At 72.5% G+C, this 23,661-nt stretch carries 21 protein-coding genes, 1 pseudogene and 1 riboswitch; of the genes and pseudogenes, 11 read left to right on the top strand and 11 right to left on the bottom strand.

Annotated features, from left to right (window positions below):
* Positions 1 to 259: 259 nt before the first annotated feature.
* Entirely contained in the window at positions 260 to 1,762 is a 1,503-nt protein-coding gene (locus MMR14E_RS23430) for an NAD(P)/FAD-dependent oxidoreductase (RefSeq protein ID WP_331317600.1), read from the bottom strand.
* A 220-nt stretch (positions 1,763 to 1,982) separates the two neighbouring features.
* Positions 1,983 to 2,471 (bottom strand): hypothetical protein, encoded by a 489-nt coding sequence (locus tag MMR14E_RS23425; protein ID WP_331317599.1) that lies wholly within the window; start codon positions 2,469 to 2,471, stop codon positions 1,983 to 1,985.
* A 427-nt stretch (positions 2,472 to 2,898) separates the two neighbouring features.
* Here MMR14E_RS23425 and MMR14E_RS23420 point away from each other — a divergent pair, with 427 nt between their 5' ends.
* The gene (locus tag MMR14E_RS23420; protein ID WP_331317597.1) at positions 2,899 to 3,777 is read left to right on the top strand and encodes a hypothetical protein; all 879 of its coding nucleotides are present in this window, start codon (positions 2,899 to 2,901) and stop codon (positions 3,775 to 3,777) included.
* 3 nt (positions 3,778 to 3,780) lie between these two features.
* Here the strand turns inward: MMR14E_RS23420 and glp are convergent, their stop codons facing one another.
* The 7 genes from glp to MMR14E_RS23385 all read right to left on the bottom strand — a co-directional run bounded on the left by glp (position 3,781) and on the right by MMR14E_RS23385 (position 11,581).
* Complete coding sequence (gene glp, locus MMR14E_RS23415) at positions 3,781 to 4,947, bottom strand: gephyrin-like molybdotransferase Glp (protein ID WP_331317594.1); 1,167 nt, start codon at positions 4,945 to 4,947, stop codon at positions 3,781 to 3,783.
* A gap of 36 nt (positions 4,948 to 4,983) precedes the next feature.
* The gene (moaC, locus tag MMR14E_RS23410; RefSeq protein WP_331317593.1) at positions 4,984 to 5,475 is read right to left on the bottom strand and encodes a cyclic pyranopterin monophosphate synthase MoaC; all 492 of its coding nucleotides are present in this window, start codon (positions 5,473 to 5,475) and stop codon (positions 4,984 to 4,986) included.
* A 3-nt stretch (positions 5,476 to 5,478) separates the two neighbouring features.
* Positions 5,479 to 6,366 carry an indole-3-glycerol phosphate synthase TrpC gene (trpC, locus tag MMR14E_RS23405; RefSeq protein WP_331317591.1) on the bottom strand — a complete coding sequence of 296 codons (888 nt, stop codon included), beginning with the start codon at positions 6,364 to 6,366 and terminating at the stop codon, positions 5,479 to 5,481.
* Positions 6,363 to 7,400, bottom strand: a complete 1,038-nt coding sequence (gene trpD / locus MMR14E_RS23400) for an anthranilate phosphoribosyltransferase (RefSeq protein WP_331317589.1) — start codon at positions 7,398 to 7,400, stop codon at positions 6,363 to 6,365. Before trpD ends, trpC begins: the two co-directional genes overlap by 4 nt.
* Positions 7,401 to 7,434: 34 nt before the next feature.
* Positions 7,435 to 8,049, bottom strand: a complete 615-nt coding sequence (locus tag MMR14E_RS23395) for an aminodeoxychorismate/anthranilate synthase component II (RefSeq protein ID WP_331318633.1) — start codon at positions 8,047 to 8,049, stop codon at positions 7,435 to 7,437.
* A gap of 106 nt (positions 8,050 to 8,155) precedes the next feature.
* Positions 8,156 to 9,676, bottom strand: a complete 1,521-nt coding sequence (gene trpE / locus MMR14E_RS23390; RefSeq protein ID WP_331317587.1) for an anthranilate synthase component I — start codon at positions 9,674 to 9,676, stop codon at positions 8,156 to 8,158.
* A 3-nt stretch (positions 9,677 to 9,679) separates the two neighbouring features.
* The gene (locus MMR14E_RS23385) at positions 9,680 to 11,581 is read right to left on the bottom strand and encodes a peptidylprolyl isomerase (RefSeq protein ID WP_331317585.1); all 1,902 of its coding nucleotides are present in this window, start codon (positions 11,579 to 11,581) and stop codon (positions 9,680 to 9,682) included.
* Positions 11,582 to 11,767: 186 nt separating this feature from the next.
* Here MMR14E_RS23385 and tpiA point away from each other — a divergent pair, with 186 nt between their 5' ends.
* Positions 11,768 to 12,529 (top strand): triose-phosphate isomerase, encoded by a 762-nt coding sequence (tpiA, locus tag MMR14E_RS23380; protein WP_331317583.1) that lies wholly within the window; start codon positions 11,768 to 11,770, stop codon positions 12,527 to 12,529.
* 72 nt (positions 12,530 to 12,601) lie between these two features.
* On the opposite strand, the gene MMR14E_RS23375 is transcribed toward tpiA, so the two are convergent.
* Entirely contained in the window at positions 12,602 to 13,060 is a 459-nt protein-coding gene (locus MMR14E_RS23375) for a nuclear transport factor 2 family protein (RefSeq protein WP_331317581.1), read from the bottom strand.
* 307 nt (positions 13,061 to 13,367) lie between these two features.
* Between MMR14E_RS23375 and secG the strand changes: the two genes are divergently transcribed.
* From secG to MMR14E_RS23355, 4 genes are all read left to right on the top strand, one after another.
* Positions 13,368 to 13,790, top strand: a complete 423-nt coding sequence (secG, locus tag MMR14E_RS23370; RefSeq protein WP_331317580.1) for a preprotein translocase subunit SecG — start codon at positions 13,368 to 13,370, stop codon at positions 13,788 to 13,790.
* A gap of 162 nt (positions 13,791 to 13,952) precedes the next feature.
* Positions 13,953 to 15,581 (top strand): CTP synthase, encoded by a 1,629-nt coding sequence (locus MMR14E_RS23365; protein ID WP_331317579.1) that lies wholly within the window; start codon positions 13,953 to 13,955, stop codon positions 15,579 to 15,581.
* Positions 15,582 to 15,638: 57 nt separating this feature from the next.
* Positions 15,639 to 16,091, top strand: coding sequence for a DNA polymerase III subunit chi (locus tag MMR14E_RS23360; protein ID WP_331318631.1), 453 nt, complete (start codon positions 15,639 to 15,641; stop codon positions 16,089 to 16,091).
* Positions 16,091 to 17,683 (top strand): S10 family peptidase, encoded by a 1,593-nt coding sequence (locus MMR14E_RS23355; RefSeq protein ID WP_331317577.1) that lies wholly within the window; start codon positions 16,091 to 16,093, stop codon positions 17,681 to 17,683. Before MMR14E_RS23360 ends, MMR14E_RS23355 begins: the two co-directional genes overlap by 1 nt.
* A gap of 22 nt (positions 17,684 to 17,705) precedes the next feature.
* Here the strand turns inward: MMR14E_RS23355 and MMR14E_RS23350 are convergent, their stop codons facing one another.
* Entirely contained in the window at positions 17,706 to 19,064 is a 1,359-nt protein-coding gene (locus tag MMR14E_RS23350; RefSeq protein ID WP_331317575.1) for a discoidin domain-containing protein, read from the bottom strand.
* A 150-nt stretch (positions 19,065 to 19,214) separates the two neighbouring features.
* Positions 19,215 to 19,410: riboswitch (cobalamin riboswitch) on the top strand.
* A 34-nt stretch (positions 19,411 to 19,444) separates the two neighbouring features.
* On the opposite strand from MMR14E_RS23350, the gene MMR14E_RS23345 reads away from it, so the two are divergent.
* The 5 genes and pseudogenes from MMR14E_RS23345 to MMR14E_RS23325 all read left to right on the top strand — a co-directional run.
* Complete coding sequence (locus MMR14E_RS23345; RefSeq protein WP_331317574.1) at positions 19,445 to 19,627, top strand: CbtB domain-containing protein; 183 nt, start codon at positions 19,445 to 19,447, stop codon at positions 19,625 to 19,627.
* A 16-nt stretch (positions 19,628 to 19,643) separates the two neighbouring features.
* A complete protein-coding gene (locus tag MMR14E_RS23340; RefSeq protein WP_331317572.1) occupies positions 19,644 to 20,396 on the top strand; it encodes a CbtA family protein in 753 nt (250 codons plus the stop codon).
* Positions 20,389 to 20,790, top strand: coding sequence for a DUF1636 domain-containing protein (locus MMR14E_RS23335; protein ID WP_331317571.1), 402 nt, complete (start codon positions 20,389 to 20,391; stop codon positions 20,788 to 20,790). The genes MMR14E_RS23340 and MMR14E_RS23335 overlap by 8 nt, the downstream gene beginning before the upstream one ends.
* On the top strand, positions 20,787 to 21,821 hold the full coding sequence (gene cobW, locus MMR14E_RS23330; protein ID WP_012320061.1) for a cobalamin biosynthesis protein CobW: 1,035 nt from the start codon (positions 20,787 to 20,789) through the stop codon (positions 21,819 to 21,821). Before MMR14E_RS23335 ends, cobW begins: the two co-directional genes overlap by 4 nt.
* 55 nt (positions 21,822 to 21,876) lie before the next feature.
* Positions 21,877 to 22,917: pseudogene (locus MMR14E_RS23325) on the top strand (cobaltochelatase subunit CobN); the annotation flags it as partial.
* Positions 22,918 to 23,661: the final 744 nt, after the last annotated feature.

Raw genomic sequence — 23,661 nt, 5'->3', positions numbered from 1 at the left:
CGGCGGCCCTTGAACCAGGGCATTACCGGAAGGGAACGATAGAGGCGCGGAACGGGCCGGCAAGCGGCGCCGGTGACGCGGCTCGAACCGTGTCGCCTACCGCGGGGTTTCCGATCGTCACCCCAGTCGGATCGCACACTCCGTCATCGCGAGCGCAGCGACCCAGGCCAGCGCGACTTCAGGGCGCCCAGCACCGCCCTCGGATGCTTCGCTCCGCTCGCGAGGACGGGCAGGCCGACCCGACCGACCGGAACCCGCCTCAGGCAACCTTGCGCGGGACGAGGCGCTCGCTGCCCAGGGCGACGTCGGCCCCCGACACGCCGGACTCGGTGTACTCGGCGTCCTCGTTCACCCGCCAGACATCGTGCCGGCGCCGGCCGCAGAGGATGTTCTCCACGGTCAGCATCGCGGTCATCATCGCGTGGTCCTGGTTGTTGTACTTGTGCATGCCGTTGCGGCCCACGAGGTGCAGGCTCGGGAAATCCCGCTCCAGTTCCCGCCGCACGGTGACGACGTGGCCGGCATACTCCTCGTCGTAGACCGGGTAGGCCTTCGGCTGCCGGACCACGCAGGCATCGACGACGTCGGCCGGGTCGATCAGGCCGATCTGCCCGATCTCGCGCTTGGCAAGCTCCACCAGCTCGGAATCCTCTGCGTTCCACAGGCCGTCGCCCTCGAAGCAGAAATACTCCAGACCCAGGCAGGTATGGTCCGCGTCCGGCACCATCTCGGGTGACCACGAGCGGAAGTTCTGCACCCGGCCGACCTTCACCGCCGGGTCGTGGATGTAGATCCAGTTGTCCGGGAAGTTCTTGTCAGACTTCGCGATGAGCGCCACCGTCAGGAAGTCGCGGTACTTCAGCGCCCGGGCGTTGAAGGTGCTGAGCGGCCGCGGGCGGATCGCGTCGACGAGCTCGCGGACCGGTGCGGACGAGATGACGTTGCGGGCCGTGAAGGTCTCGCGGCTGCCGTCCGAGCGGCGGGCCGCCACCGTCCAGATGCCGGTGCCGGCATCGTAGCTCAGGGAATCGACGCCGCGGTCGAGCTTCAGCTGCCCGCCCTGGGCGCGGATCTTGGCGGCCGCCGCCTCCCACATCATGCCGGGGCCGCGGCGGGGATAGCGGAACGACTCGATCAGCGTCTTGATGACGGGACCGCCGGCCCTGGGCGCCTTGCGCAGGCCCAGCGACCGCTTGATGCCGTCGCGGATCGCCGCGCCGAGGTCGAGCCCCTTGATGCGCTGCGCCGCCCAATCGGCCGAGATCGCGTCGCACGACATGCCCCACACTTTCTCGGTGTAGGTCTTGAAGAAGATCGAGAACAGGCGCTCGCCGAACTGGTTGCGGACCCAGGCGTGGAAGGTCTTGGGCTCCGCCACCGGCCGCAGGCGCGCGTAGAGGTAGGAGGCGACGCAGGCCGCGCTGGTGACGACGCCGAGATTGCGCAGAGCCTCGAAGGCCTTGAGCGGGTAGGCGTAGTACCGGCCGCGATAGTAGATCCGCGACAGGCGCGGGCGCTCGATGAAGTCGTCGGGGAGGATCTCGTCCCAGAGGTCGACCACGGCCTGGGACTTCGAGAAGAACCGGTGGCCGCCGATGTCGAACAGGTAGCCGTTGTGCGAGACGGTGCGCGAGATCCCGCCGACCTGCGCCGGATCCCGCTCCAGGACGGTGACGGAGCGTCCCTTCTTCGACAGCAGGTAGGCGGCGGTCAGACCCGCGGGTCCCGCGCCGATCACCAGCGTCTCGGTGTGGTGGCTCATCCCATGCTCCGGCGAATGGTGCGGCGCGCGACGCGCAGGACGCCGACCGGTCGCCAGGATGGCGGGTCGTGGTTAAGGAATCGCTGGCACCGACGGGGCGGACAGGCGACCGGCCGCACGTCCGGTGCCCTTTTGACCGCGCGTTAAGCCGAACCGCGCGAGCATGCCGGCGAGGGCATCGACCGCCCGCCCGGGTGATCCAACCATGCCGGCTCCGGCGCTACCCCTCTCCCGACCGCGCCGGCGGATCGAGGCCCGCACGCTGCTGTGGATCCTTGCCGCCCTCTGCATCGCGACGGTGAACGCCCCCCATGCCGTGTGGGAGACGATCCACCACCTCCGCGTCCCTGACACCGACGACGCGATGCGCCTCGTGGAAGTGCGCGACCTGCTGGCCGGCCAGGGCTGGTACGACAACGTCCAGTACCGATTCCTGCCCCCTGGCGGCGTGCCGAGCCACTGGTCGCGCCTCGTCGACGCGCCGATCGCCGGCCTGATCCTGGCGCTCACGCCCCTGACGGGCCACGCGCTTGCCGTGGGTCTGACGGCGGCCCTCTGGCCCATGCTGCTCTTCGGGCTCTACGGCTGGCTCCTGTATCGCGGCGTCCGGCACAGCTTCGGCAGCCGCGCCGCGCTCCTGGCCCTGATCGCGGCCACGCAGACCTTCGGTGTGACGATCCAGTTCCAGGCGGGGCGGGTGGACCACCACAATCTGCAGATCCTCTCGATCCTCGGTCTCGCCTTCTGCATGATCCGCGGTGGCCTGCGACCCGGCCTGATCGGCGGGATCCTGGCAGCCGTGTCGCTGGCGATCGGGCTCGAGGGCCTGCCCTTCGTGGCGCTGGCGGCCGTCTTTCTCACGGCCGACTGGTGCCTGCGCGGACGGCCCGCGCTGGCGTCGCTCGCGGGCTTCGGCCTGGGTCTCGGCCTCGCCGCTCCCGCGCTGTTCGCCGTCCAGACGGCGCCCGCGCTCTGGGGCGTCACCCGCTGCGACGCGCTCTCGCCCCCCTGGCTCTGGCTCACCCTCGGCGGGCTGGGCCTCGCCGCAGGAGCCNGGGCTGGGCCTCGCCGCAGGAGCCGCCGCCGCGGGCGAGCGCCTCGCGACGATCCCGGCGCGCCTCGCCCTCGCGGGTGTCGTGGGGAGCGTCCTGCTCGCCGGGTTCGCCGCCGCCTTCCCGGCCTGCCTCGGCGGCCCGTTCCCCGACATGCCGCCGCTGGTGCGGATCCACTGGCTGCTCACGGTCAACGAGATGGCGCCGCTGGCGAAGTTCGTGGCCCGCGGCCAGTGGGAGGCGCTGGTCTTCTACCCGGTCGTGATCCTGGCGAGCCTCGCGGCCACCGGCATGGCGTGGCGCGGGCCCGAACGCCGGGTTTGGTCGGTGGTGGCACTCTTCCTGTGGCCCGGCTTGATCCTCGGCATCGCGCAGTTCCGCGGCCTCTACATCGTCTCCGGATTCGTGCCCCTGGTGGCGGGCGTCGTCCTCGACCGCGCGCTCGCGCGGGCAACGCTGCCGGCCGGGGGGCGGCGCTGGCCCGTCGCGCTCCTCGGCGCCGCGCTGGTCAGCAGCCTCTGGATGATCCCGGCGCTCCTGGCGGAGACCCTGGCGCCCGGCCTGCGCACCGCGCCCGACGCGGCCGAGACCACCGCCTGCCTCGACGATGCCGCGGTCCGCCCCCTGGCGCGCCTGCCCGAAGGCACCGTGCTCGCCCCGATCTTCATGGGGCCTTCGATTCTCCTCCGCACCCCGCACAGGATCGTCGCCGCGCCCTATCACCGGGCCATTCCCGGACTCGCGGCGGCGATCGAGGGGCTGGGCGGCACCGAGGCTGACCTCGACCGGGTGCTGACGGCGTTCGGCGTCAGCTACCTCGTCGCCTGCCCGGCCCGGCCGGCCGAGAATCTGCAGGCGGAGACGGCCTTCGCCACGCGGCTCGCCGCGGGCGCGGCCGGGAGCGCCCGCCTCGTGCCGCTGGAGGTGCCCGGCCCGCTCAAGGTCTGGCGCGTCGTGCCCTGACGATCAGAGCAGGCGGCGATCGAGCCGGATGATCCGGCACGGATCGCCGGCGCGCGCGGCCGGTGCGTTCGGGGCGCGGATCAGCAGGGCCTCGGACCGTCCGAGGACGCCGAGCATCGACGAGTCCTGGCGCTGCTCGGCGGTCGCGACCGGCAGCCGGCCGGGCTCGAGGGCCAGGCTCGCCCGCATGTAGTCGGCCCGCCCGTCATTCTCCGGCATGTCGCGGCCCAGCGTGGCCGGCTCGCTCCGGTCGGCGCCCGCCTGCGGGTCGCCCTGGAGCGCGCGGATCGCCGGCACCACGAACAGCAGCCCGCACACGATGGATGAGACCGGGTTGCCGGGCAGTCCGATCACCAGCATGTCGCCGAGGCGGCCGTGCATCAACGGCTTTCCCGGCCGGAGGGCGACCCGCCAGAAGCCGAGTTCCAGGCCCTCCTTGGCGAGCGCGGCCTGAACCAGATCGTGGTCGCCGACGGACGCGCCGCCGAGGGTGACAAGCACGTCGGCCCGCGCCGCGCGGGCGCGACGGAACGCGTCCGCCAGCGCGTCGTGGTCGTCCGCCGCGATCCCGAGATCGACGATGTCGGCGCCGGCCTCCGCGGCGAGGGCGCCGAGCGCGAGGCTGTTCGAGGCGACGATCTGGTCCCAGCCGGGCGTCGCGCCCGGCACCACCAGCTCGTCACCGGTGGCGAGGATCGCGACGCGCGGCCGGCGACGGACCGGGAGGCAGGGATGACCGGCCGCGGCGGCGAGCGCGAGGCGGCGCGCGTCGAGGCTGATGCCGGCCGGGATCAGGGTCTCGCCCGCCGTGAAGTCGAGGCCGGCCCGGCGGATGAACCGCGCCGGCTCCACGGGCTCCAGGACGCGCACCGCGCCCGCCTCGGCGGCGGCGTTCTCCTGGATCAGGATCGCGTCCGCGCCCTCCGGCACCGGCGCGCCGGTGAAGATCCGGACCGCCTCACCCGCGCCGATGCGGCCCGGGAAACCGTGGCCGGCCGCGCTGGTGCCGATCAACCGCAGGGTCGCCCCGACCGCCGCGGCGTCGGCGCCGCGCACGGCGTAGCCGTCCATCGCCGAGGCCGGGAATGGCGGCTGGGTGCGCGAGGCGACGACGTCGGCGGCGTGATCTCCGATCCGGGCGCGCGATCCGCGGCGGATCTGGGGGAACATTTTTCAGAAGTTGTGGAAACTGAGGAAAATTCGCGTCTATTCGGTCGGAGCGCGGTAGGCGCCGGAACGGCCACCGTCCTTGGCGATCAGCCGGATCCCCTCGATCCGCATGCCGCGATCGACCGCCTTCACCATGTCGTAGACCGTCAGGCAGGCCACCGAGACGGCGGTGAGCGCCTCCATCTCGACGCCGGTCGGCCCCTGGACCCGGACCTCGGCGGCGACGCGCAGCCCCGGGAGGGCGTCGTCGGCCTCGCACTCGACCCGCACCTTCGACAGCAGGAGCGGGTGACAGAGCGGGATCAACTCGTGGGTGCGCTTGGCCGCCATGATGCCGGCGAGCCGGGCCGTGCCGATCACGTCGCCCTTCTTGGCGTCGCCCTCGCGGATGAGCGCCAGGGTCTCGGGCCTCATCACGATCTGGCCTTCCGCCCGGGCGGTCCGGTCGGTAGCGGGCTTGTCGGTGACGTCGACCATGTTGGCCGCGCCGCTCGTGTCGAGATGGGTCAGCGTCGAGCCCGGCCGCATGCCTTACGCCTTCTTCCGCGGCTTGCCGCCCTTGGCCCCCGCGTCGCCGAACAGCAGGGCGCGGGCCGCCTCCGCGACGTCCGGCTGCCGCATCAGGCTCTCGCCGACCAGGACCACGCCGAGGCCGTTGTCCCGGAGCCGCACCACGTCGGAGTGGTCGCCGATGCCGCTCTCGGCCACGGCGATCCGATCCGCCGGGATGCCCGGCGCGAGCCGGATCGCGGTCTCGAACGAGACCTCGAAAGTCTTGAGGTTCCGGTTGTTGATGCCGATCAGCGCCGTGCCGAGGGGGATCGCCCGGGCGAGTTCGGCCTCGTCGTGCACCTCGACCAGGACGTCCATCCCGAGGAGATGCGCCGCTCCGACCAGGGCCTCCGCCTCGTCGTCGTCGAGGCAGGCCATGATGACGAGGATGCAGTCTGCGCCCCAGGCCCGGGCCTCGTAGACCTGATAAGGCTCGAACAGGAAATCCTTGCGCAGGACCGGCAACTTGCAGGCCGCGCGGGCAGCCGTCAGGTACTCGGGCCGTCCCTGGAACGAGGGCTCGTCGGTCAGCACCGACAGGCAGGTGGCGCCGCCGTCCTCGTAGGCGGCGGCGAGCGTTGCCGGATCGAAGTCGGCGCGGATCAGGCCCTTCGAGGGCGAGGCCTTCTTCACCTCGGCGATGAGCGCCGGGCGGTCCGCGGCGAGATGGGTCCGGATCGCCGCCGCGAAGCCGCGCACCGGCTCCGCCTGCGCGACCTTCCGCTCCAGCTTGGCGAGCGGAACGCGCAGCTTCGCCTCGGCGATCTCGCGGCGCTTGTAGGCCTCGATGCGGGCGAGGACGTTCGGCCGCTCGGTCGGCGTCCCGGCGCCGGTCTCCGGGATCGCCTCGTGCGTCAGCGAGCTCATCGGCCCTCCTGTCCGTTGGAGTGGTCGTTCGAAGCCCGGACGAGGCGGGCGAGCGTCGCCCGGGCGGCCCCGGAATCGACGGCATCCTGCGCCTGCGCGACGCCGTCCGCCAGGGCCCGCGCGGCCCCCGCGACGACGAGCGCCGCCCCCGCGTTGAGGACCGCGATGTCCCGGTAGGCGTTGCGCGCCCCCGCCAGGACGGCCTCGAGGGACCGCGCGTTCTCGGCCGGGTCGCCGCCGCGCAGCTCCTCGGGCGCGCGCAGCGCCAGCCCGAACGCGCGCGGGTCGATGGTGAAGTGGGACAGCCGCCCCTCGTCGAGGGCGACCACCTGCGTCGGGCCCGTGACGGTGATCTCGTCGAGCCCGTCGGACCCGTGCACGGTCCAGACCCGGCGGCTGCCGAGTTCGGCCAGGACCCGCGTCAGCGGCTCCGCGAGGGCCGCCTGGGCGACGCCGAACAGCTGGTAGCCGACGCCGGCCGGGTTGCTCAGCGGACCGAGCAGGTTGAAGATCGTGCGCACGGGCAGTTCGGACCGGACCGCCGCGACGTGGCGCATCGCCGGATGGTGGGCCTGCGCGAACAGGAAGCAGAGGCCGGCCTCCTCGAGGCAGCGGGCCTGCGCGGCGGGGTCGAGCCCGAGTCGCACGCCCAGGGCGGCGAGCACGTCGGCCGCGCCGGAGCGCGAGGTCGCCGCGCGGTTCCCGTGCTTGGCCACCGGCACGCCGCAGGCGGCCACGATGATCGCCGCCAGGGTGGAGACGTTGACGCTGCCGGAATGGTCGCCGCCGGTGCCGACGACGTCGACGGCGTTCGCGGGCGCCGCGACGCGCGTCATGCGCGCCCGCATCGCCTCGGCCGCGCCGACGATCTCCTCGACGCTCTCGCCGCGCACCTTGAGCGCGGTCAGGAAGGCGCCCGCCTGGACCGGCGTGACCTCGCCCGACAGCAGGTCGTCGAAGGCGGCGCGGGCCTCGGCGCGGTCGAGGGCGAGGCCCCCGGCGACCTTCGCGAGATGGGGTCTGAAGCTGTCCATGGGTTCTTACGGAGGGCCGCCCCGGCACCCGGCGTCAATGCACGTCGGCACGCGTCCTGTCACGCGCCGTGTTCCAGGCGGCGGCGAGATCGAGGAAGTTCTTCACGATCTCCGTGCCGTGCTGCGACCGGATGCTCTCGGGGTGGAACTGGACGCCGTGGAGCGGCCGGTCGGCGTGCTCCAGGCCCATGATCAGGCCGTCGGCCTCCGCGGTGACCCGCAGGGCCGTCGGGCAGGTCGCGCGGTCGACCACGAGGGAGTGGTAGCGGGTCGCCTCGAAGCTGTCGTTCAGGCCGCGGAACAGGCCGCGCGCGCCGTGGCGGATGGTCGACACCTTGCCGTGGAGCGGCAGGGGCGCCCGCACGACGTCGCCGCCGAACGCCTGGCCGATCGCCTGGAGGCCGAGGCAGACGCCGAAGATCGGGATCTCCTCGGACAGGTCGCGGACCACGTCGAGGCAGATCCCCGCCTCCGTCGGGGTGCACGGCCCGGGCGACAGCACGATGGCGTCGGGCGTCCTGGCGCGGATGTCGGCGATGGTCAGCGCGTCGTTGCGCGCGACCTCGACCGCGCCGCAGAGCGGCCCGATCAGGTGCACGAGATTCCACGTGAAGGAATCGTAGTTGTCGATGACGAGGACGTTGGGCATCGCGGCGGCACGCTCGGGCATGCAGGCGATGTGACCGCTCGCACCCGCGCGGTCAACCGTCGGCGTCGGACGGCGGCGCAGCCGCGCGCCCGCCCTACTGACCGCCCTACTGCCCGCGCTTGGCCTGCGCGGCGAAGCGCACCGCCTCCTCGGCGGCCCGGAACAGCGCCTTGGCCTTGTTGACGCATTCCTGCTGCTCGGAGGCAGGATCGGAATCGTAGACGATCCCGGCCCCGGCCTGGACGTGCATGGTCCCGTCCTTCACCACCGCGGTGCGCAGGACGATGCAGGTGTCCATCTCGCCCCGCGCGCCGAAATAGCCGATGCAGCCCGCGTACGGCCCGCGCTTCTCGCGCTCCAGCTCGTCGATGATCTCCATGGCCCGCACCTTCGGGGCGCCCGAGACCGTGCCGGCCGGGAATCCCGCGGCCAGGGCGTCCAGGGGATCGTGGCGCGGGTCGAGGTCGCCCTCGACGTTCGACACGATGTGCATGACCTGGCTGTAGCGCTCGATGAAGAATGAGTCGGTCACGCGGACGCTGCCGATCCGCGAGACCCGGCCGGCATCGTTGCGGCCGAGATCGAGCAGCATCAGGTGCTCGGCCCGCTCCTTCGGGTCGGCGAGCAGCTCCTCGGCGAGGGCGGTATCCTCGGCCGGGGTCGCGCCGCGACGGCGCGTGCCGGCGATCGGGCGGACCGTGACCACGCCGTCACGCACCCGCACCAGGATCTCGGGCGAGGAGCAGACGATCTGGAAGCCCTCGAAATCGAGGTAGCACAGGAACGGCGCCGGGTTGGTCCGCCGGAGCGAGCGGTACAGGCTGAAGGCCGGCAACGTGAACGGCGCCGAGAACCGCTGGGACAACACCACCTGGAAGACGTCGCCCGCGACGATGTACTCCTTGGCGCGCGCCACCATGGCGAAGAAGTCGTCCGGCGGCGTGTTCGAGACCGGCTCGGGCGGGGCGACCGTCGACAGGTCCACCCGCGCCTCGATCGGCAGCGGCCCCTCGAGGGCGGCGGCGACCCGGTCGACGCGCTGCAGCGCGTCCTCGTAGGCGGCCCGGGCCGCGGTGCCCGGGACGGGCCGGATCGGCGAGACGACGGTGATGACGTCGCGGATCGAGTCGAACACCACCATCACCCGGGGGCGCACCAGGATCGCGTCCGGCACGCCGAGGGGATCCGGGTTCGGCTCCGGCAGCCGCTCCATGGCGCGGACCATGTCGTAGCCGAGATAGCCGAACAGGCCGGCGGCCATCGGCGGCAGGTCCTGGCCGTCCGACTCGCCGATGGCGCTCTCCGCGATGAGCGCCCGCAGGCTCGCCAGCGGCGCCCGATGATCCGGCTCGAACCGCGTGAGATCGGCCCCGCGCGCGATCGCGGGCGCGCCCGCCCGGCAGCGCCAGATCAGGTCCGGATCGAGGCCGATCATCGAGTACCGGCCGCGGACGGCGCCGCCCTCGACGGATTCCAGGAGGAAGGCCGGCCCGGCATGCCCGGCGCGCAGCTTGAGGAACGCCGCCACCGGCGTCTCGAGATCGGCGACGAGGCTCACCGCCACGAGGCTCGGCTGCCCGGCCTCGTAGCGCGCCGCGAAGGCCGCGTAATCGGGCGTCTCGGCCATGCCTCAGTACTCGCCGCCGATGGCCCGCCGCAGGGCCGCCGGATCGACCTTCACGCCGGCGTTCTTCTGGACCTCGCTGATGTACTCGGACAGCACGTCGTCGGCGAGCGCCGCCTGGAAGCTCTGCGTGATCTGCTTGTCGCTCGGGCTGTCGGCCACGAAGGCCGGGACCGTCGCCGCAGTGACCTTGAAGACCGCCCGCGAATCCCCGGCCGCCGCCGTTCCGGCCTTGCCCACCGGGGTCGCGAAGATCAGGTTCACCACGTCCGCCGTGAGCATGTCCTTGGCCTGGTTGCGCGCGAGATCCTGCGCCTCCTGAAGATTCACGCCGATCTCCTGCGCGGCGGCCTCGATCGTCTCGCCCTTGTTGATCTTCTCGACGAGCTCGCGGCCTTTGGCCTGCAGGCGCTTGGCGATCTCGGTCGCCGTCCAGCCGGCCTTCACGCCGTCCTTCACCTGGTCGAGGGGCTTGTCGTGGGCGGCGTCGATCCCCGTGACGTCGTACCAGACGTAGCCGCCGGTCTTGGTCCGCAGGGGCTCGTTGTCGCCGCCGATCTCGGCGCGGAACAGGGCCGGGAGGGTGGTCTCCGGGTCCGGGATGTCGGTGATCCGCTGCCCGTCCGGTCCCTTGCCGTTCACGTCCACCGCCTTCACGGTGACGACCTTGAGGCCGCGCTCCGCCGCGATGTCGGCCAGCGGCTTGGCGCCGGCGCGCTGATCCTCGATCGCGTCGCGGGTGGTCTCCATCGCGTCGCGGGCGCGGGCCAAGGCGAGGGCCTTGCGGATCTCGCCGTCCACCGCCTCGAACGGCTTCACCGTCCCGGCTTCGATCTTGGTGACCCGCAGCAGCACCGTGCCGAACCGGCCCTGGACCGGCTGGCTCACGCCGCCCTCCGGCAGCGCGAAGGCGGCGTCGGCGACAGCCTTGTCGAACAGCTCGCTCTTGGTCAGCGTGCCGAGGGTCAGGTCCTTCTCGTCGGTGCCGCGCTCGGCCGCCACCGCGTCGAAAGTCTTCGAGCCGTCCGTGATCGCCTTGCGGGCCGCCTCGGCGGCGGCCGCGTCGGGGAACACGATCTGCTGGATCGTGCGCTTCTCGGGCGTGCCGTAGCGGTCCTTGTTGAGCGCGTAGGCGGCGCGGGCGTCGGCCTCGGTGATCGCGTCGGGCTTCGCCATCGCCTCGGGCTCGACCACGAGGAGGTTGGCCGCCCGGAACTCCGGCGCCCGGAAACCGGACTTGTTGGCCTCGTACCAGGTCTTCAGCTCGTCGTCCGTCGGATCGGGGATCTGGCCGGCCACCGAGGGGGTCAGCATCAGGTAGGCGGCCGCGCGGCGCTCCGTGGTGTAGCGGTGGACAGCCTCCCGCATGGCGAGCGGCACGTGCAGGTCCGACGACACCGCCTCGGCCAGCTGGAGGCGGGCGATCACCGAGCGCTGCTCGCGCACGAACAGGCCCTCGTTGAGGCCGGCGCGCTGCAGGGTCTGGTAGAAGAGCTGCGGCTCGAACTGGCCCTGCTGGTTCTGGAAGCTCTTCTCCTCGTGGATCGCCTTGATCACCGAGGAATCCGGCACGGCGAGGCCGAGGTCGTGCGTCTTCTGATCGAGGGCGGCCTCGGTGATCAGCTGGGACATCACCTGCCGGTCCAGACCGAGCATCCGCGCCTGATCGGGCGTCAGCGGACGCTTCAGCTGCGTCTGATAGCGCTGCAGCTGGTTCTGGTAGGCTTGGCGCACCTGCTCGGCCGTGATCGGCGTGCTGCCGACCGTGGCCACCTTGTTGCTCGCGCCGCCGCGGAAGAACTCCTCGACCCCGAAGATGCCGACGCCGGCGATCAGCAGCGTGAAGATGATCGTCAAGACGATCTTGCCGAGCCAGTGCTGGCTGGCGTTGCGGATGCCCTGAAGCATGGTCTGTGATCGAGTACCTTCGGCAGCCGCCCCGTCGCCGGGCCGGCGCTGTCCCTGAGAGCCGACCGCGATAGACCATTCGCGTCCACAGGCAAAGACTCGGGCGCTCCGGGCCGTTTGCACGCTCAAGCTCGCTCTGATAGGCCCCGGCAACTTCGGAAAAGCCGCGGCGGAGCGAGGGCAGGAATGACGCAGTCTGGGCGCAAGCCGCTTGTCGCTGGCAACTGGAAGATGAACGGGACCCGGGCATCCATCCAGGTCGTCGAAGCGATTCGCGACGGGCTGTCGCCGGACCTCGCGCCCCGCATCGACGTGCTGATCTGCCCGCCGGCGACGCTGATCGGATCCTGCGTGGCGGCGGCGGCCGGATCGCCGATCGCGATCGGCGGCCAGAACCTGCACGCCCGCCCGAGCGGCGCCTTCACGGGCTCCATCTCGGCCGAGATGCTCGCCGACCTCGGCGCCAAGTACGTGATCGTCGGCCATTCCGAGCGCCGGGCCTACCACCACGAGACCGACGACGGGGTCCACGCCAAGGCGCTAGGCGCCCGGCGCGCGGGCCTGTGCGGCATCATCTGCGTCGGCGAGACGATCGAGGAGCGCGAGCAGGGCCGCGCCCTCGACATCGTCCGCGCGCAGCTCGCCATCGGCCTGCCCAAGGGCGCGACGGCGGCCGACACGGTGATCGCCTACGAGCCGGTCTGGGCGATCGGCTCCGGGCGGACGCCGACGCCGCGCGACATCGCCGAGGTCCACGCCTCCCTGCGGGAGATGCTCGACAAGCTCGTGGGCGACGAGGCGCAGAAGATCCGCATCCTCTACGGCGGCTCGGTCAAGCCCGGGAACGCCAAGGAACTCCTGTCGGTCGACAACGTCGACGGCGCGCTGGTGGGCGGCGCGAGCCTCGTGGCGGAGGATTTCCTGGGGATCTGCGCCGCCTACGCCTGAGGGCGGGTATGCCGGGCCGCGGCGCCGGCGCGGCGCCGCTCCGCATGACCGGGCTCGACGGCCGCGCAGCCGTCAGATCTTGAACGCCTGCCGGGCCAGCAGCCGCCAGCGGCCGCCGTCGCGGTGCCAGACCTGCATCACGCCGATATGCACCGGCGACGTCTTGCCGCCCGAGACCACCTCGCCGGCGAAGACGTGGCGCGCGATCGCGTCGTCACCCACGACCGAGACGGAGCGGTCCGAGAGGGTGATGCTCGGGAAGCTCGAGCGCTTACTGGTCAGCGTCTCGATGAAGGCCGTCTTGTCCTGAATCTGCCCGCTGGAATGGCCGTAGCTCAGCCCGTCGAGCACCAGGGCGTCGAGGGCCGGCCCGTCCGCGGCCAGGAGCGCCTTGGTGAGGGCGTCGACCGCCTGTTCGACGGCGACGCCCTGGGCGCCGGAGTCGGACCCGGCCGCGAAGCCTGTGCGTGATCGGATCAGGACGGGCGCGGCGATGGCGACGGCGAGCGCCGCACGGCGTGACACGGACATGGCTTGCCTCCCGGACCCGGCGGCGCGTTCGGTCGGCCGCCCTTCCCCGGCAGAGAGCACGGAGCGCGGCCGAAGGCGAGAGCCGGAGCGGACAGCCGGCGGCGCGCGTCAGGTTGGCGACGGGCAGCCGGTGGTGTATGCCGTCGCCGAATTCCGGCCGGTCCGCCCGACGCGTCGCCCCCGAAGCTCCCGCCGCACGTCCGCGTGCCCGGGAGACTCGTGAACGATCGCGGGCCCCGGCCCTCGTGCGTACGTCTTCCGGTGCCCGCTGCCGGCGCGCGGCGCTGAAGAAGATCCCGGAACACCGATGCAGACCGTCCTGATCGTCGTCCACCTCATCATCGTGCTCGCGCTGATCGGCGTGGTGCTGCTCCAGCGCTCCGAGGGCGGTCTCGGGCTCGGAGGCGGCGGCGGTGGGGGCGTCGGCGGATTCATGACCGGCCGCGGCCAGGCCAACGCCCTGACGCGGGCCACCGCGATCCTGGCGGCGCTGTTCTTCACGACCAGCATGGTCCTCGCCATCCTGTCGCACCGCTCGGCGGCGCCGAAGTCGATCCTCGATACCGGCGCGCCGCAGACCTCCGGCCAGCCGGCCAAGCAGCCGACTGGTGCCGACAACCTCCTCGACACGCTGCGCCAGCAGCAGGACCGGGCCCCCGCGACCGCCCCCGCCCAGCCGGCACCGGCTCCCGCCCAGCCGGCGGTTCCGGACGCGCCGCAGTCGCGCTGACNGCTGACGGCGCGCGCCGCGGGCGGCGCGGCGTCGCCCCTCGTCCCGACGGACCGGCGCTCGGCCGGTCCACGCCATGCGTCGCGCGATCCCCAGCCCATGCACGGGCCGGGGTCTCCGCCGTTTGGCAAATGCCAGCAGCTTCTTTATGGACCGAGGCCCATGACGCGGTACGTTTTCATCACCGGCGGCGTGGTTTCCTCCCTCGGCAAGGGACTGGCCTCGGCAGCGCTCGCGGCGGTCCTTCAGGCCCGCGGCTACCGGGTCCGGATGCGCAAGCTCGACCCCTACCTGAACGTCGATCCGGGCACGATGAGCCCGACGCAGCACGGTGAGGTGTTCGTCACCGACGACGGCGCCGAGACCGACCTCGACCTCGGACACTACGAGCGCTTCACCGGTGTCCCGGCGAGCCGGGCCGACAACATCACCACGGGCCGGATCTACCAGGACATCATCGCCAAGGAGCGCCGCGGCGACTATCTCGGCGCGACGATCCAGGTGATCCCGCACGTCACCAACGCGATCAAGGACTTCGTCCTCGACGGCAACGACAGCTTCGATTTCGTGCTGGTGGAGATCGGCGGCACGGTCGGCGACATCGAGGGCCTGCCGTTCTTCGAGGCGATCCGGCAGCTCGGCCAGGAGCTGCCGCGGGGCACCTGCTGCTACGTCCACCTCACGCTGCTGCCCTACATCCCGTCCGCGGGCGAGCTGAAGACCAAGCCGACGCAGCACTCCGTGAAGGAGCTGCGCTCGATCGGCATCCAGCCCGACATCCTGCTCTGCCGCTGCGACCGGCCGATCCCGATGGACGAGCGGCGCAAGCTCGCGCTGTTCTGCAACGTCCGCCAGACCGCGGTCATCGAGGCGCTCGACGTGGCCTCGATCTACGAGGTGCCGCTCTCGTACCGGACGGCGGGTCTCGACCGGGAGGTGCTCGGCCATTTCGGCCTGGAGCACGGCGAGGAGCCGGATCTCGGCCGCTGGCAGACGATCGCCGAGCGCGTGCGCAATCCCGAGGGCGAGGTCTCGATCGCCATCGTCGGTAAGTACACGGGGCTGAAAGACGCCTACAAGTCGCTGACCGAGGCGCTGACCCACGGCGGCATCAGCCACCGGGTGAAGGTCAATCTCGAGTGGATCGAAGCCGAGGTGTTCGAGCGCGAGGATCCGGCGCCGTTCCTCGAAGGCCTGAACGGGATCCTCGTGCCGGGCGGCTTCGGCCAGCGCGGGGCCGAGGGCAAGATCCGGGCGGCCCGCTACGCCCGCGAGAAGCGCATCCCCTATCTCGGCATCTGCTTCGGCATGCAGATGGCGGTGATCGAGGCCGCCCGTTCGCTGGCCGGGATGCCGGAGGCCAATTCCACGGAGTTCGGCGACACCGCCGAGCCGGTGGTCGGCCTGCTGACCGAGTGGCTGCGCGGCAACGAGCTGGAGCGGCGCGCGGCGGCCGGCGATCTCGGCGGCACGATGCGGCTCGGCGCCTACGAGGCGAAGCTCGATCCCGAGTCCAAGATCGCCCAGATCTACGGGACCGAGCAGATCTCGGAGCGGCACCGCCACCGCTACGAGGTCAACATGGCCTATCGCGAGCGGCTGGAGGCCAAGGGCCTGCGCTTCTCCGGCGTGTCCCCGGACGGCCTCCTGCCCGAGACGGTGGAGCATGTCGGGCACCCGTGGTTCATCGGCGTGCAGTTCCACCCGGAGCTGAAGTCGCGGCCCTTCGAGCCGCACCCGCTGTTCAAGGGCTTCGTCGGCGCCGCGATCGAGCAGAGCCGCCTGGTCTAGGCCGCGGCGGCGCGCCGCTGCTCGCGCGGCGACTTGCGGCCCTATATCCTCGGTGCCGTGACCGAGATCCTCTTCTACCACATGCAGCGGCAGCCCCTGGAGAAGGTGCTGCCGAACCTCGTCGAGCGCTCGCTGGACCGCGGCTGGCAGGCCGCGATCCAGGCGGCGAGCGAGGAGCGCCTGCAGGCGCTCGACGACCACCTCTGGACCTATTCCGACGAGAGCTTCCTGCCGCACGGCACCGACCGCGAGCCCGACGCCGCGAGCCAGCCGGTGGTGCTCACGCTCCGGGACGTGAATCCCAACGCGGCCTCGATCCGCTTCCTCGTGGAGGGCGCCGACCTGCCGCCCGACGCCGGGCAGTACGAGCGGATCTGCATCCTGTTCGACGGGACCGATCAGGACGCGCTCCTGCGCGCCCGCGAGCAGTGGAAGCAGGCCAAGGACGCCGGTCACGCGGTGGCCTACTGGCAGCAGGACGAGTCCGGACGCTGGAACAAGAAGGCTTGATGGTGCCCCCCCACGCACGTCTCGGGCGCGCCGCGCTCGCCCTCGCCCTGGCGCTCGCCGCGCCCCCGGTCGCCCACGCACAGGACGCGCCGCACGGCCATCCGGCGGAGAGCAAGCCGGCGCAGCGCGGGCCGGAGGGACGGCGCCTGCCACCCGACTCGACGACGAAGCAGAGCGTGACGCTGCCGGACGGCCGGACCCTCGACTTCACCGCCACCGCTGGCAGCCTGCCGCTGGTCGACGAGGCGGGGAAGCTGCAGGCCGAGATCGCCTACGTCGCCTACACGATGGCGCCGCAGGCCGGCCGCGAGCGTCCGGTCACCTTCGCGGTCAACGGCGGCCCGGGCGCCGCGTCGGCCTATCTCAACATCGGGGCGATCGGGCCCTGGCGGCTGCCGGTCGGCGGCGACAGCATCAGCCCGTCGCAGCCGGTGACGCTGACGCCCAACGACGGGACTTGGCTCGGCTTCACCGACTTGGTCTTCATCGACCCCGTGGGGACCGGGTACAGCCGGGCCGCGGACGGGAACGGCAAGGCCTACTGGTCGATCGATTCCGATGCCTCGACCCTGGCGGCGACCATCGCCCGCTACCTGCGCGTCAACGACCGCATGGCGAGCCCGAAGTTCTTCGTCGGCGAGAGCTACGGCGGCTTCCGCGGCCCGCTGGTCGCCGAGAAGCTCCAGGAGGAGATCGGCGTCGGCCTGTCCGGCATGGTGCTGCTCTCGCCGGTGCTCGACTTCGCGTGGCTGGAGACGCCGCGGGCCAACCCGTGGGGCTACGTGCTGAAGCTGCCCTCGCTGGCGGCCGGCGCCCTCGAGCGGGCCGGCACGGTGCCGACGCCAACCCTGCTCGGCGACGCGGAGGCCTACGCCTCGGGCCCGTACCTGAGCGACCTGCTGAAGGGTCCGAGCGACACGGCCGCCGTCGCCCGGATGACCGAGAAGGTCGCGCCCCTCGTCGGCCTCGACCCAGCCCTGGTGCGCGCCCAGGCGGCGCGCCTCTCGACCCGGAGCGTCCAGCGCGAGATCGACCGCGCCGACGGCCGCGTGACCAGCGCCTACGACACCGGCATCACCGGCTGGGACCCGAACCCGGATGCCGCCCAGTCGAGCTTCGAGGATCCGCAGCTCACCGCCCTGCAGGCGCCGCTGACGAGCGCGATGCTCGACCTCTACGCGCGCACGCTGAAATGGCCCGTGACCAACATGCGCTACGAGCTCCTGAACAACGCGGTCAATCGCGGCTGGAGCTGGGGCTCGGGCCGGCAAGCCCCGGAGGTCCTGTCCAACCTGAAGGGCGATCTGGCGCTCGACGGGCACCTGCGCGTCCTCGTGGCGCACGGGTTCACCGACCTGGTGACGCCCTACTTCGCCTCGAAGCTCCTGCTGGCGCAGGTCCCGGCCTACGCCGCCGGCCGCCTGAGTCTCGCGGTCTATCCGGGCGGGCACATGTTCTACACGCGTCCGGATTCGCGCGCCGCCTTCCGGACGGACGTGGAACGGATGTACACGGACGCCCTGAAGGTGCGCGACGCCGGCTCGACCCGTCCGGCCGGAGCGCCCGCCGAGCGTCTCCGGACGGCGCCGTAGCGCTTCCGACCTGCCGCGCCGGTCACGCGTCGTCGAAGGCGAGGGCCTCGGCCGGGTACGCCACCATCGTCCGGCGCTGCGCGTCGGTGTTCTGCCACTCGCCGACCTTCATGTAGCGGCCCTCGAGATCGCGGACCTCGACCACCTTCCCGATGGTCGGGATCGACTGGAAGCCCTGCGGCCAGTTCGACGCGAAGTAGAAGACCTGCTCGACGTGGTCCGAGAGGTGGCAGATTCCCGGCCCGAAGGTCCCCAGCCCGAAGACGAGGTAGCGGCCGTTCACCAGCGCCGCGACGTCGGAGATCAGCGACTCGCTCTGGGTCTCGACCGGCAGACCGCGCCGTTCCGCGTACGCCTCAACCTCGGCGATGACCGGGTTCAGCCTGTTCTCGAAGACGAGCTTGACCGAGCGGATCCGGTCCTCGGCCAGGAGCCGGTCGATGACCATCCGGTAGAACGCGAGGGGCGGCTGCGGGTAGTGCGGATCGACCCAGGTGCTGAAGATGTCGCCCGATCGGATGTGGATCAGGAGCTGGTCGTCGGGCTTCGCCGGGAAGGTCGTCGGCAGGCCGTTGAACAGCGGCCGGATCACGCTCTGCACGATCGCGCGCGAATCCGTCGGCCCCCGCAGCGCGGTCACGCGCTCGAACTGCGTCGGGTCGAAATACAGGCCCGACAGGAAGTAGCCGTCCGCCGGCAGCGGCTCGTCCGGCGGGATGAAGGTGATGCCGTCGCAGGTCAGCCGCTCGGTCAGGAAGATCACCTTGCTGCGGTCGACCTTGGGCACCTTTATGTATTTCAGGTTGAGCGCCTTCGCGATCGACACGGCGATGATGTACTGGACGAGGCAGTTGCCGAAGGCGCCGTTCTCGAACAGCGACAGGCCGACCAGGGCGTGGCTGGCGCGTTCGGGCGCCGACTGGAGCGCGTAGGTGACGTAGACGTTGGCGCCGGGCTTCTCGTTCAGGAGCGTCACGTCGAGGCCGAGCATCGCCCGCAGGGTGATCAGGTCGACCGCGGCCTCTTCGGCCCTTACGCCGATGCCGGCGATCCGGGCCGGCTCGGGCGCGGCGACCCGGACCGCCAGCGCCCAGGCCCGCTCGTCCGGGACGATCGCGGCGACGAGGGCGTCCGGGGTCGCGGTCCAGCCGGCGAGGTCCGGCTCGGTCCACGTCACGCCATCCTGCGAGACCGTGACCGCGACGTCGCCGGGTTCCGGGGGAGCCGCCCCCTCCCCCGGCCGCAGGGCGACGGAGTGGATCGGGAACCGGCCGCCGAGGTCGATCTCGAGCCACCTCGTACCCGCGTCCGATACGATCCGCGGGTCACGGCCGGCCGCGAGATCGACGAGGACCGGTCTCGGATCGTCTGTCGGCGCCATCGGGTCTCCGGGAATTCAGCGCCCGCGCCGGGGCCGGGCGGGTATCGGATGCGGCGGTGCCCGCTCCGGGGCGCGGCCGTCAAGTCCGCCCCGGGCGCGGGAATCGGCCGCGATCCGGCGCCGCTCCGTTGTGTCCCGGCGGCCATGCGTCTACAACGGCCGGGCGACGGTGCCCCGGAGACGGGGTGAAAAGGGAATGCGGTGAGGGGTTTGAGGCCCCGATTCCGCGGCTGCCCCCGCAACTGTGAGCGGCGAGCGCCCGCCATGCGCCACCGGAGCGATCCGGGAAGGCGGTGGGCGCGTCGAGCCGCAAGCCAGGAGACCTGCCGTCGCGACAGGATCCCGCAATGCCGCCGGTGGGGCGGCTGGAGACGCTTCTGATGACGACGCAAACCCTCGCCCCCGTCGCCGCCGACACCCGCGCGTCGGAGCGCCCCATCGCCGTCGCGCTCGCGGCCGTGCTGGGCCTCGGCTTGCTGTTCATGGCGGGTTTCTCGCCGGCGATCGCGCTCCACAACGCGGCGCACGATTTCCGGCATACCCAGAACTTCCCCTGCCACTGACGTCCCCGGACCAGGGATGATCATCCGGCTCCTGTCGGCGGCCCTCGCCGCCGGCTTCTTCGCGGCTGCCGTCGTGACGGGTCTCGAACTGACGCTGACCTCGCCGCTGATCGTCGCGGCCGAGCGCTACGAGCAGCAGGAGGCGCCGAACCGGGCTGCCAAGGCGCTCCCGGTCAGGGCACTCCCGATCGTGCTGGCCCATGCCGGGCACGACCACGCCGCGCCCGACGCCGCACCGGAATGGCAGCCCGCGCCCGGCCTGCCGCGGATGGCCTTCACCGGGCTCGCAACCCTCGTGGGCGGCGTCGGTTACGCGCTGCTGCTCGGCGCGGTGATGCTCGCCTGCGGCCGTGAACCCACGCCGCAGGTCGGCCTCGCCTTCGCGGTGGCGGGTTTCGCCAGCGTCGCCCTCGCGCCAGGCCTCGGCCTGCCGCCGGAACTGCCCGGCAGCGCGGCGGCCCCGCTCGCGACGCGCCAGGCGTGGTGGGTGATGACCGCCGCGGCGACCGGGATGGGGCTCTACCTGATCACGATCCGCCGCGCGCTGATCACGATCCTCGGCGGGCTCGTCCTGATCATCGCCCCGCACGTCGTGGGTGCCCCGCAGGCACCCGAGGCCGCGTCGGAGCTTCCGGCCGCGCTCGCCGCCCAGTTCGCCGCGCGGTCGCTCGCGATCAGCTTCGTGTTCTGGATCCTGATCGGGCTGGGGCTCGGCTGGGCGTGGCAGGCCTTCGCCCGCGCAGCGGATCGGGGAGCGGCCCGTGCCTGAGACCGTTCTCTACGTCTGCACCACCTGTCGGCGCCCGGACGACGACCCGGACGGCCCCCGTGCCGGGGCCCGCCTGCTGGAGGCGCTCCGGTCGCGGAGCGGCGGTACGCCGGACCTGCGGGTCGAGGCGGTGGAGTGCCTGTCGGTCTGCAAGCGGCCCTGCACCGTGGCGGTCGCCGCGGCCGACCGCTGGACCTACGTCTACGGCGACATGGATCCGGCCGCCTCGGCCGAGATCATCCTCGGCGGTCTCGCAGCCTACGCGGCGACCCCGGACGGCATCGTGCCCTGGCGCGAGCGTCCGGAGGCGTTCCGCAAGGGCGTGATCGCCCGCATCCCCCCTTTCCCAGAACTCCGCCCGGTCCCCGCCGGCACCCTGGAGCCCGCGGAATGACCCTCGTGAACAAGATCCCCTGCACCATCGTCACCGGCTTCCTCGGGGCCGGCAAGACCACCCTCGTCCGCCACGTGGTCGAGAACGCCAAGGGGCGCCGCCTCGCCATCCTGGTGAACGAGTTCGGCGACATCGGCTTCGACAAGTCCTTCCTGGCCGCCTGCGGCGTCGAGGGCTGCACCGAGGACGCCATCGTCGAGCTGCCGAACGGCTGCATCTGCTGCACGGTCGCGGACGATTTCGTGCCGGCGCTGGAGACCCTGCTCGGCCGCGCCGAGCCGCCGGAGCACATCCTGATCGAGACCTCCGGCCTCGCCCTGCCGAAGCCGCTGGTCCAGGCGTTCCAGTGGCCGGCGATCCGCTCGCGGGTGACCGTCGACGGCGTGGTCGCGGTGGTCGACGGCCCGGCGGTGGCCTCGGGCGCCTTCGCGGAGGATCCGGAGGCCCTGGCGGCCCAGCGGGCCGCCGACCAGTCGGTCGACCACGACAACCCCCTGGAAGAGGTGTTCGAGGACCAGCTCCTCTGCGCCGATCTCGTGGTCGTCAACAAGGCCGACCTGATCGACGCCGCGACCCGGGCGCGGGTCCGCGCCGAGGTGGAGGGGCACCTCCCCCGCGCCGTGAAGGTGGTCGAGACCGAGAACGGCGCCATCGACCCGCGGGTGCTGCTCGGCCTCGGCGCGGCCGCCGAGGACGATCTCGACGCCCGCCCCTCGCATCACGGCGAGGGCGAGGACCACGACCACGACGATTTCGAGACCGTGGCGCTGCCAGTGCGCCCGGCGGTGACCGCGGGAGATCTCGCGGCCCGGGTCGAGGCGGCGGCCGAGGCCGCCGGCGTCCTGCGCATCAAGGGCTTCGCCGAGGTCGAGGGCAAGCCGATGCGCCTCGTGGTGCAGGGTGTCGGCCGGCGCGTGACCCATCATTTCGACCGCCCCTGGCGGGCCGGGGAAGCCCGCGACGGGACGCTGGTGGTGATCGGCCTCAAGGGCTTCGACAAGGACGCCGTCGCGGCGGCCCTCGCGGGATGAGGCCGGTCGCGCACGCCCGCCCGGACTCGCTCTAGGGGCCGCCGCGGTGCACCTCGTGCGCATCGATGCCGTCTCCCTCGACGAGGGCGAGGCGGCCGTGGATCTCGGGCAGGAGCCCGGCGACCTCGTGGTGCTGTCGTTCACCGACAGCGACCTCGCGGCGGTGGGGCAGGCCCACGCCGCGGAGCCCGGCCTGCCGAGCCTGCGGCTCGCGAAGCTCGCCAAGCTGCGGCATCCGCTCTCGGTCGACCTCTACGTCGAGCGCGTCGTGGCCCGCGCCAAGGTCGTGGTGATCCGCTGCCTGGGCGGGCTCGATTACTGGCGCTACGGGATCGAGCGCTGCGCCGAGGCCGCGCGGACGCACGGCGTCGTCCTCGNCGACGAGGGCGAGGCGGCCGTGGATCTCGGGCAGGAGCCCGGCGACCTCGTGGTGCTGTCGTTCACCGACAGCGACCTCGCGGCGGTGGGGCAGGCCCACGCCGCGGAGCCCGGCCTGCCGAGCCTGCGGCTCGCGAAGCTCGCCAAGCTGCGGCATCCGCTCTCGGTCGACCTCTACGTCGAGCGCGTCGTGGCCCGCGCCAAGGTCGTGGTGATCCGCTGCCTGGGCGGGCTCGATTACTGGCGCTACGGGATCGAGCGCTGCGCCGAGGCCGCGCGGACGCACGGCGTCGTCCTCGCGGTGCTGCCGGGCGACGACCGGCCGGACCCGCGCCTCGCGTCCTTCTCCACCGATCCCGACCTCGCCGGTCAGCTCGACGCCTATTTCCGCGCCGGCGGGCCCGACAACCTGCGGCGGATGCTGCGGAGCCTGGCGATTCGCCTGGGTGCCGACGGCCCGATCGAGCCGCCGCAGCCGCTCCCGCGCGGGTTTCCCTGGTGCCCCGGCTGCGGGGTTCTGCCCCTCGAGACGGCCCTCGCGGCGGCCGGAACCGCGGTCCCGCTCGCCGGTGCGGGCGGGACCGCGGTTCCGGTCGCGCTCCTGCTGATCTACCGCTCCGCCGTGCTCGGCGGCGACACCGCCCCGTTCGTCGCCCTCGCCGCCGCGCTCCGGGCCCGCGGGATCGGCGTGCTGCCGATGGCCGTGTCGAGCCTGAAGTGGCTCGCCGGCCGGGGCCTCGGCGACGTGCGTGCCGACGGCGGCCCCCAGCGCCTGACGCTCACGAGCCCCCTGGCCGGCCACGACCCGGACGAGACGATCGACGTTCCGGCCCTCGCCGGTGCGATCGAGACCGCGGGGCTCGCGATCCCGGGGCTGCCGGCCAAGACCCTGGTCGTCGTCGAGGGTCGCCCCGGCCGGGCGGTGCCGGAGGCGGATCTCTGCGTCGCCGCCGAGGCGCCGGGCCGCGTCGCGATCGCGGTCGGGCAGGGTGAGACCCCGCGGACGCTCCTGACCTGCGAGGAGGACGCGGCGCCCGGCCTTGTGGCAGCTCTGCTCGGCGCCTTCGCGCGAACCGGCAGACGCCGGATGCGCGACCTCTCGGACGACGAGCTGACCGCGCTCACCGAGGCGCTTCCGTCGGGAAAGCCCCCCGTCGAACCGGTACAGGTGCACCGGGCCGTCGCTCGGGAACGCGGGCCGGCGCGTCCGGCGGGCGCGCGCGACCTTCGGAGCGTCGCCGTCGACGCGCCCTTCGGACGCTGCACCGCCGACGCCCTCGATCGGATCGCTGCCGCGGCGGCCGCGCTCGGGGCCGACGAGATCCGCCTCTCCCCCACGCGCGGCTTCGTGATGCTGGTGCCGGCCCCGATCTCGGATGCGGCGGCGACGACGGCGCTCGCGGCGGAGTTCATCGTGGGTCCCGACGATCCGCGCCGCGCGATCGCGGCCTGCACGGGGGCG

This window comes from Methylobacterium mesophilicum (assembly GCF_036441335.1).
In the GTDB taxonomy this organism is placed as follows: Bacteria; Pseudomonadota; Alphaproteobacteria; order Rhizobiales; family Beijerinckiaceae; genus Methylobacterium; species Methylobacterium mesophilicum_B.
The sequence above is the reverse complement of the archived record's forward strand: the minus strand, read 5'-3'. Positions and strand labels throughout refer to the sequence as shown.

Bases quoted from the DNA above. Each gene is read 5' to 3' on its own strand.
- MMR14E_RS23430 (WP_331317600.1), bottom strand. From the start codon at position 1,762: ATGAGCCACCACACCGAGACGCTGGTGATCGGCGCGGGACCCGCGGGT.
- glp (WP_331317594.1), bottom strand. From the start codon at position 4,947: ATGTTCCCCCAGATCCGCCGCGGATCGCGCGCCCGGATCGGAGATCAC.
- moaC (WP_331317593.1), bottom strand. From the start codon at position 5,475: ATGCGGCCGGGCTCGACGCTGACCCATCTCGACACGAGCGGCGCGGCC.
- trpC (WP_331317591.1), bottom strand. From the start codon at position 6,366: ATGAGCTCGCTGACGCACGAGGCGATCCCGGAGACCGGCGCCGGGACG.
- trpD (WP_331317589.1), bottom strand. From the start codon at position 7,400: ATGGACAGCTTCAGACCCCATCTCGCGAAGGTCGCCGGGGGCCTCGCC.
- MMR14E_RS23395 (WP_331318633.1), bottom strand. From the start codon at position 8,049: ATGCCCAACGTCCTCGTCATCGACAACTACGATTCCTTCACGTGGAAT.
- trpE (WP_331317587.1), bottom strand. From the start codon at position 9,676: ATGGCCGAGACGCCCGATTACGCGGCCTTCGCGGCGCGCTACGAGGCC.
- MMR14E_RS23385 (WP_331317585.1), bottom strand. From the start codon at position 11,581: ATGCTTCAGGGCATCCGCAACGCCAGCCAGCACTGGCTCGGCAAGATC.
- tpiA (WP_331317583.1), top strand. From the start codon at position 11,768: ATGACGCAGTCTGGGCGCAAGCCGCTTGTCGCTGGCAACTGGAAGATG.
- MMR14E_RS23375 (WP_331317581.1), bottom strand. From the start codon at position 13,060: ATGTCCGTGTCACGCCGTGCGGCGCTCGCCGTCGCCATCGCCGCGCCC.
- secG (WP_331317580.1), top strand. From the start codon at position 13,368: ATGCAGACCGTCCTGATCGTCGTCCACCTCATCATCGTGCTCGCGCTG.
- MMR14E_RS23365 (WP_331317579.1), top strand. From the start codon at position 13,953: ATGACGCGGTACGTTTTCATCACCGGCGGCGTGGTTTCCTCCCTCGGC.
- MMR14E_RS23355 (WP_331317577.1), top strand. From the start codon at position 16,091: ATGGTGCCCCCCCACGCACGTCTCGGGCGCGCCGCGCTCGCCCTCGCC.
- MMR14E_RS23350 (WP_331317575.1), bottom strand. From the start codon at position 19,064: ATGGCGCCGACAGACGATCCGAGACCGGTCCTCGTCGATCTCGCGGCC.
- MMR14E_RS23345 (WP_331317574.1), top strand. From the start codon at position 19,445: ATGACGACGCAAACCCTCGCCCCCGTCGCCGCCGACACCCGCGCGTCG.
- MMR14E_RS23340 (WP_331317572.1), top strand. From the start codon at position 19,644: ATGATCATCCGGCTCCTGTCGGCGGCCCTCGCCGCCGGCTTCTTCGCG.
- cobW (WP_012320061.1), top strand. From the start codon at position 20,787: ATGACCCTCGTGAACAAGATCCCCTGCACCATCGTCACCGGCTTCCTC.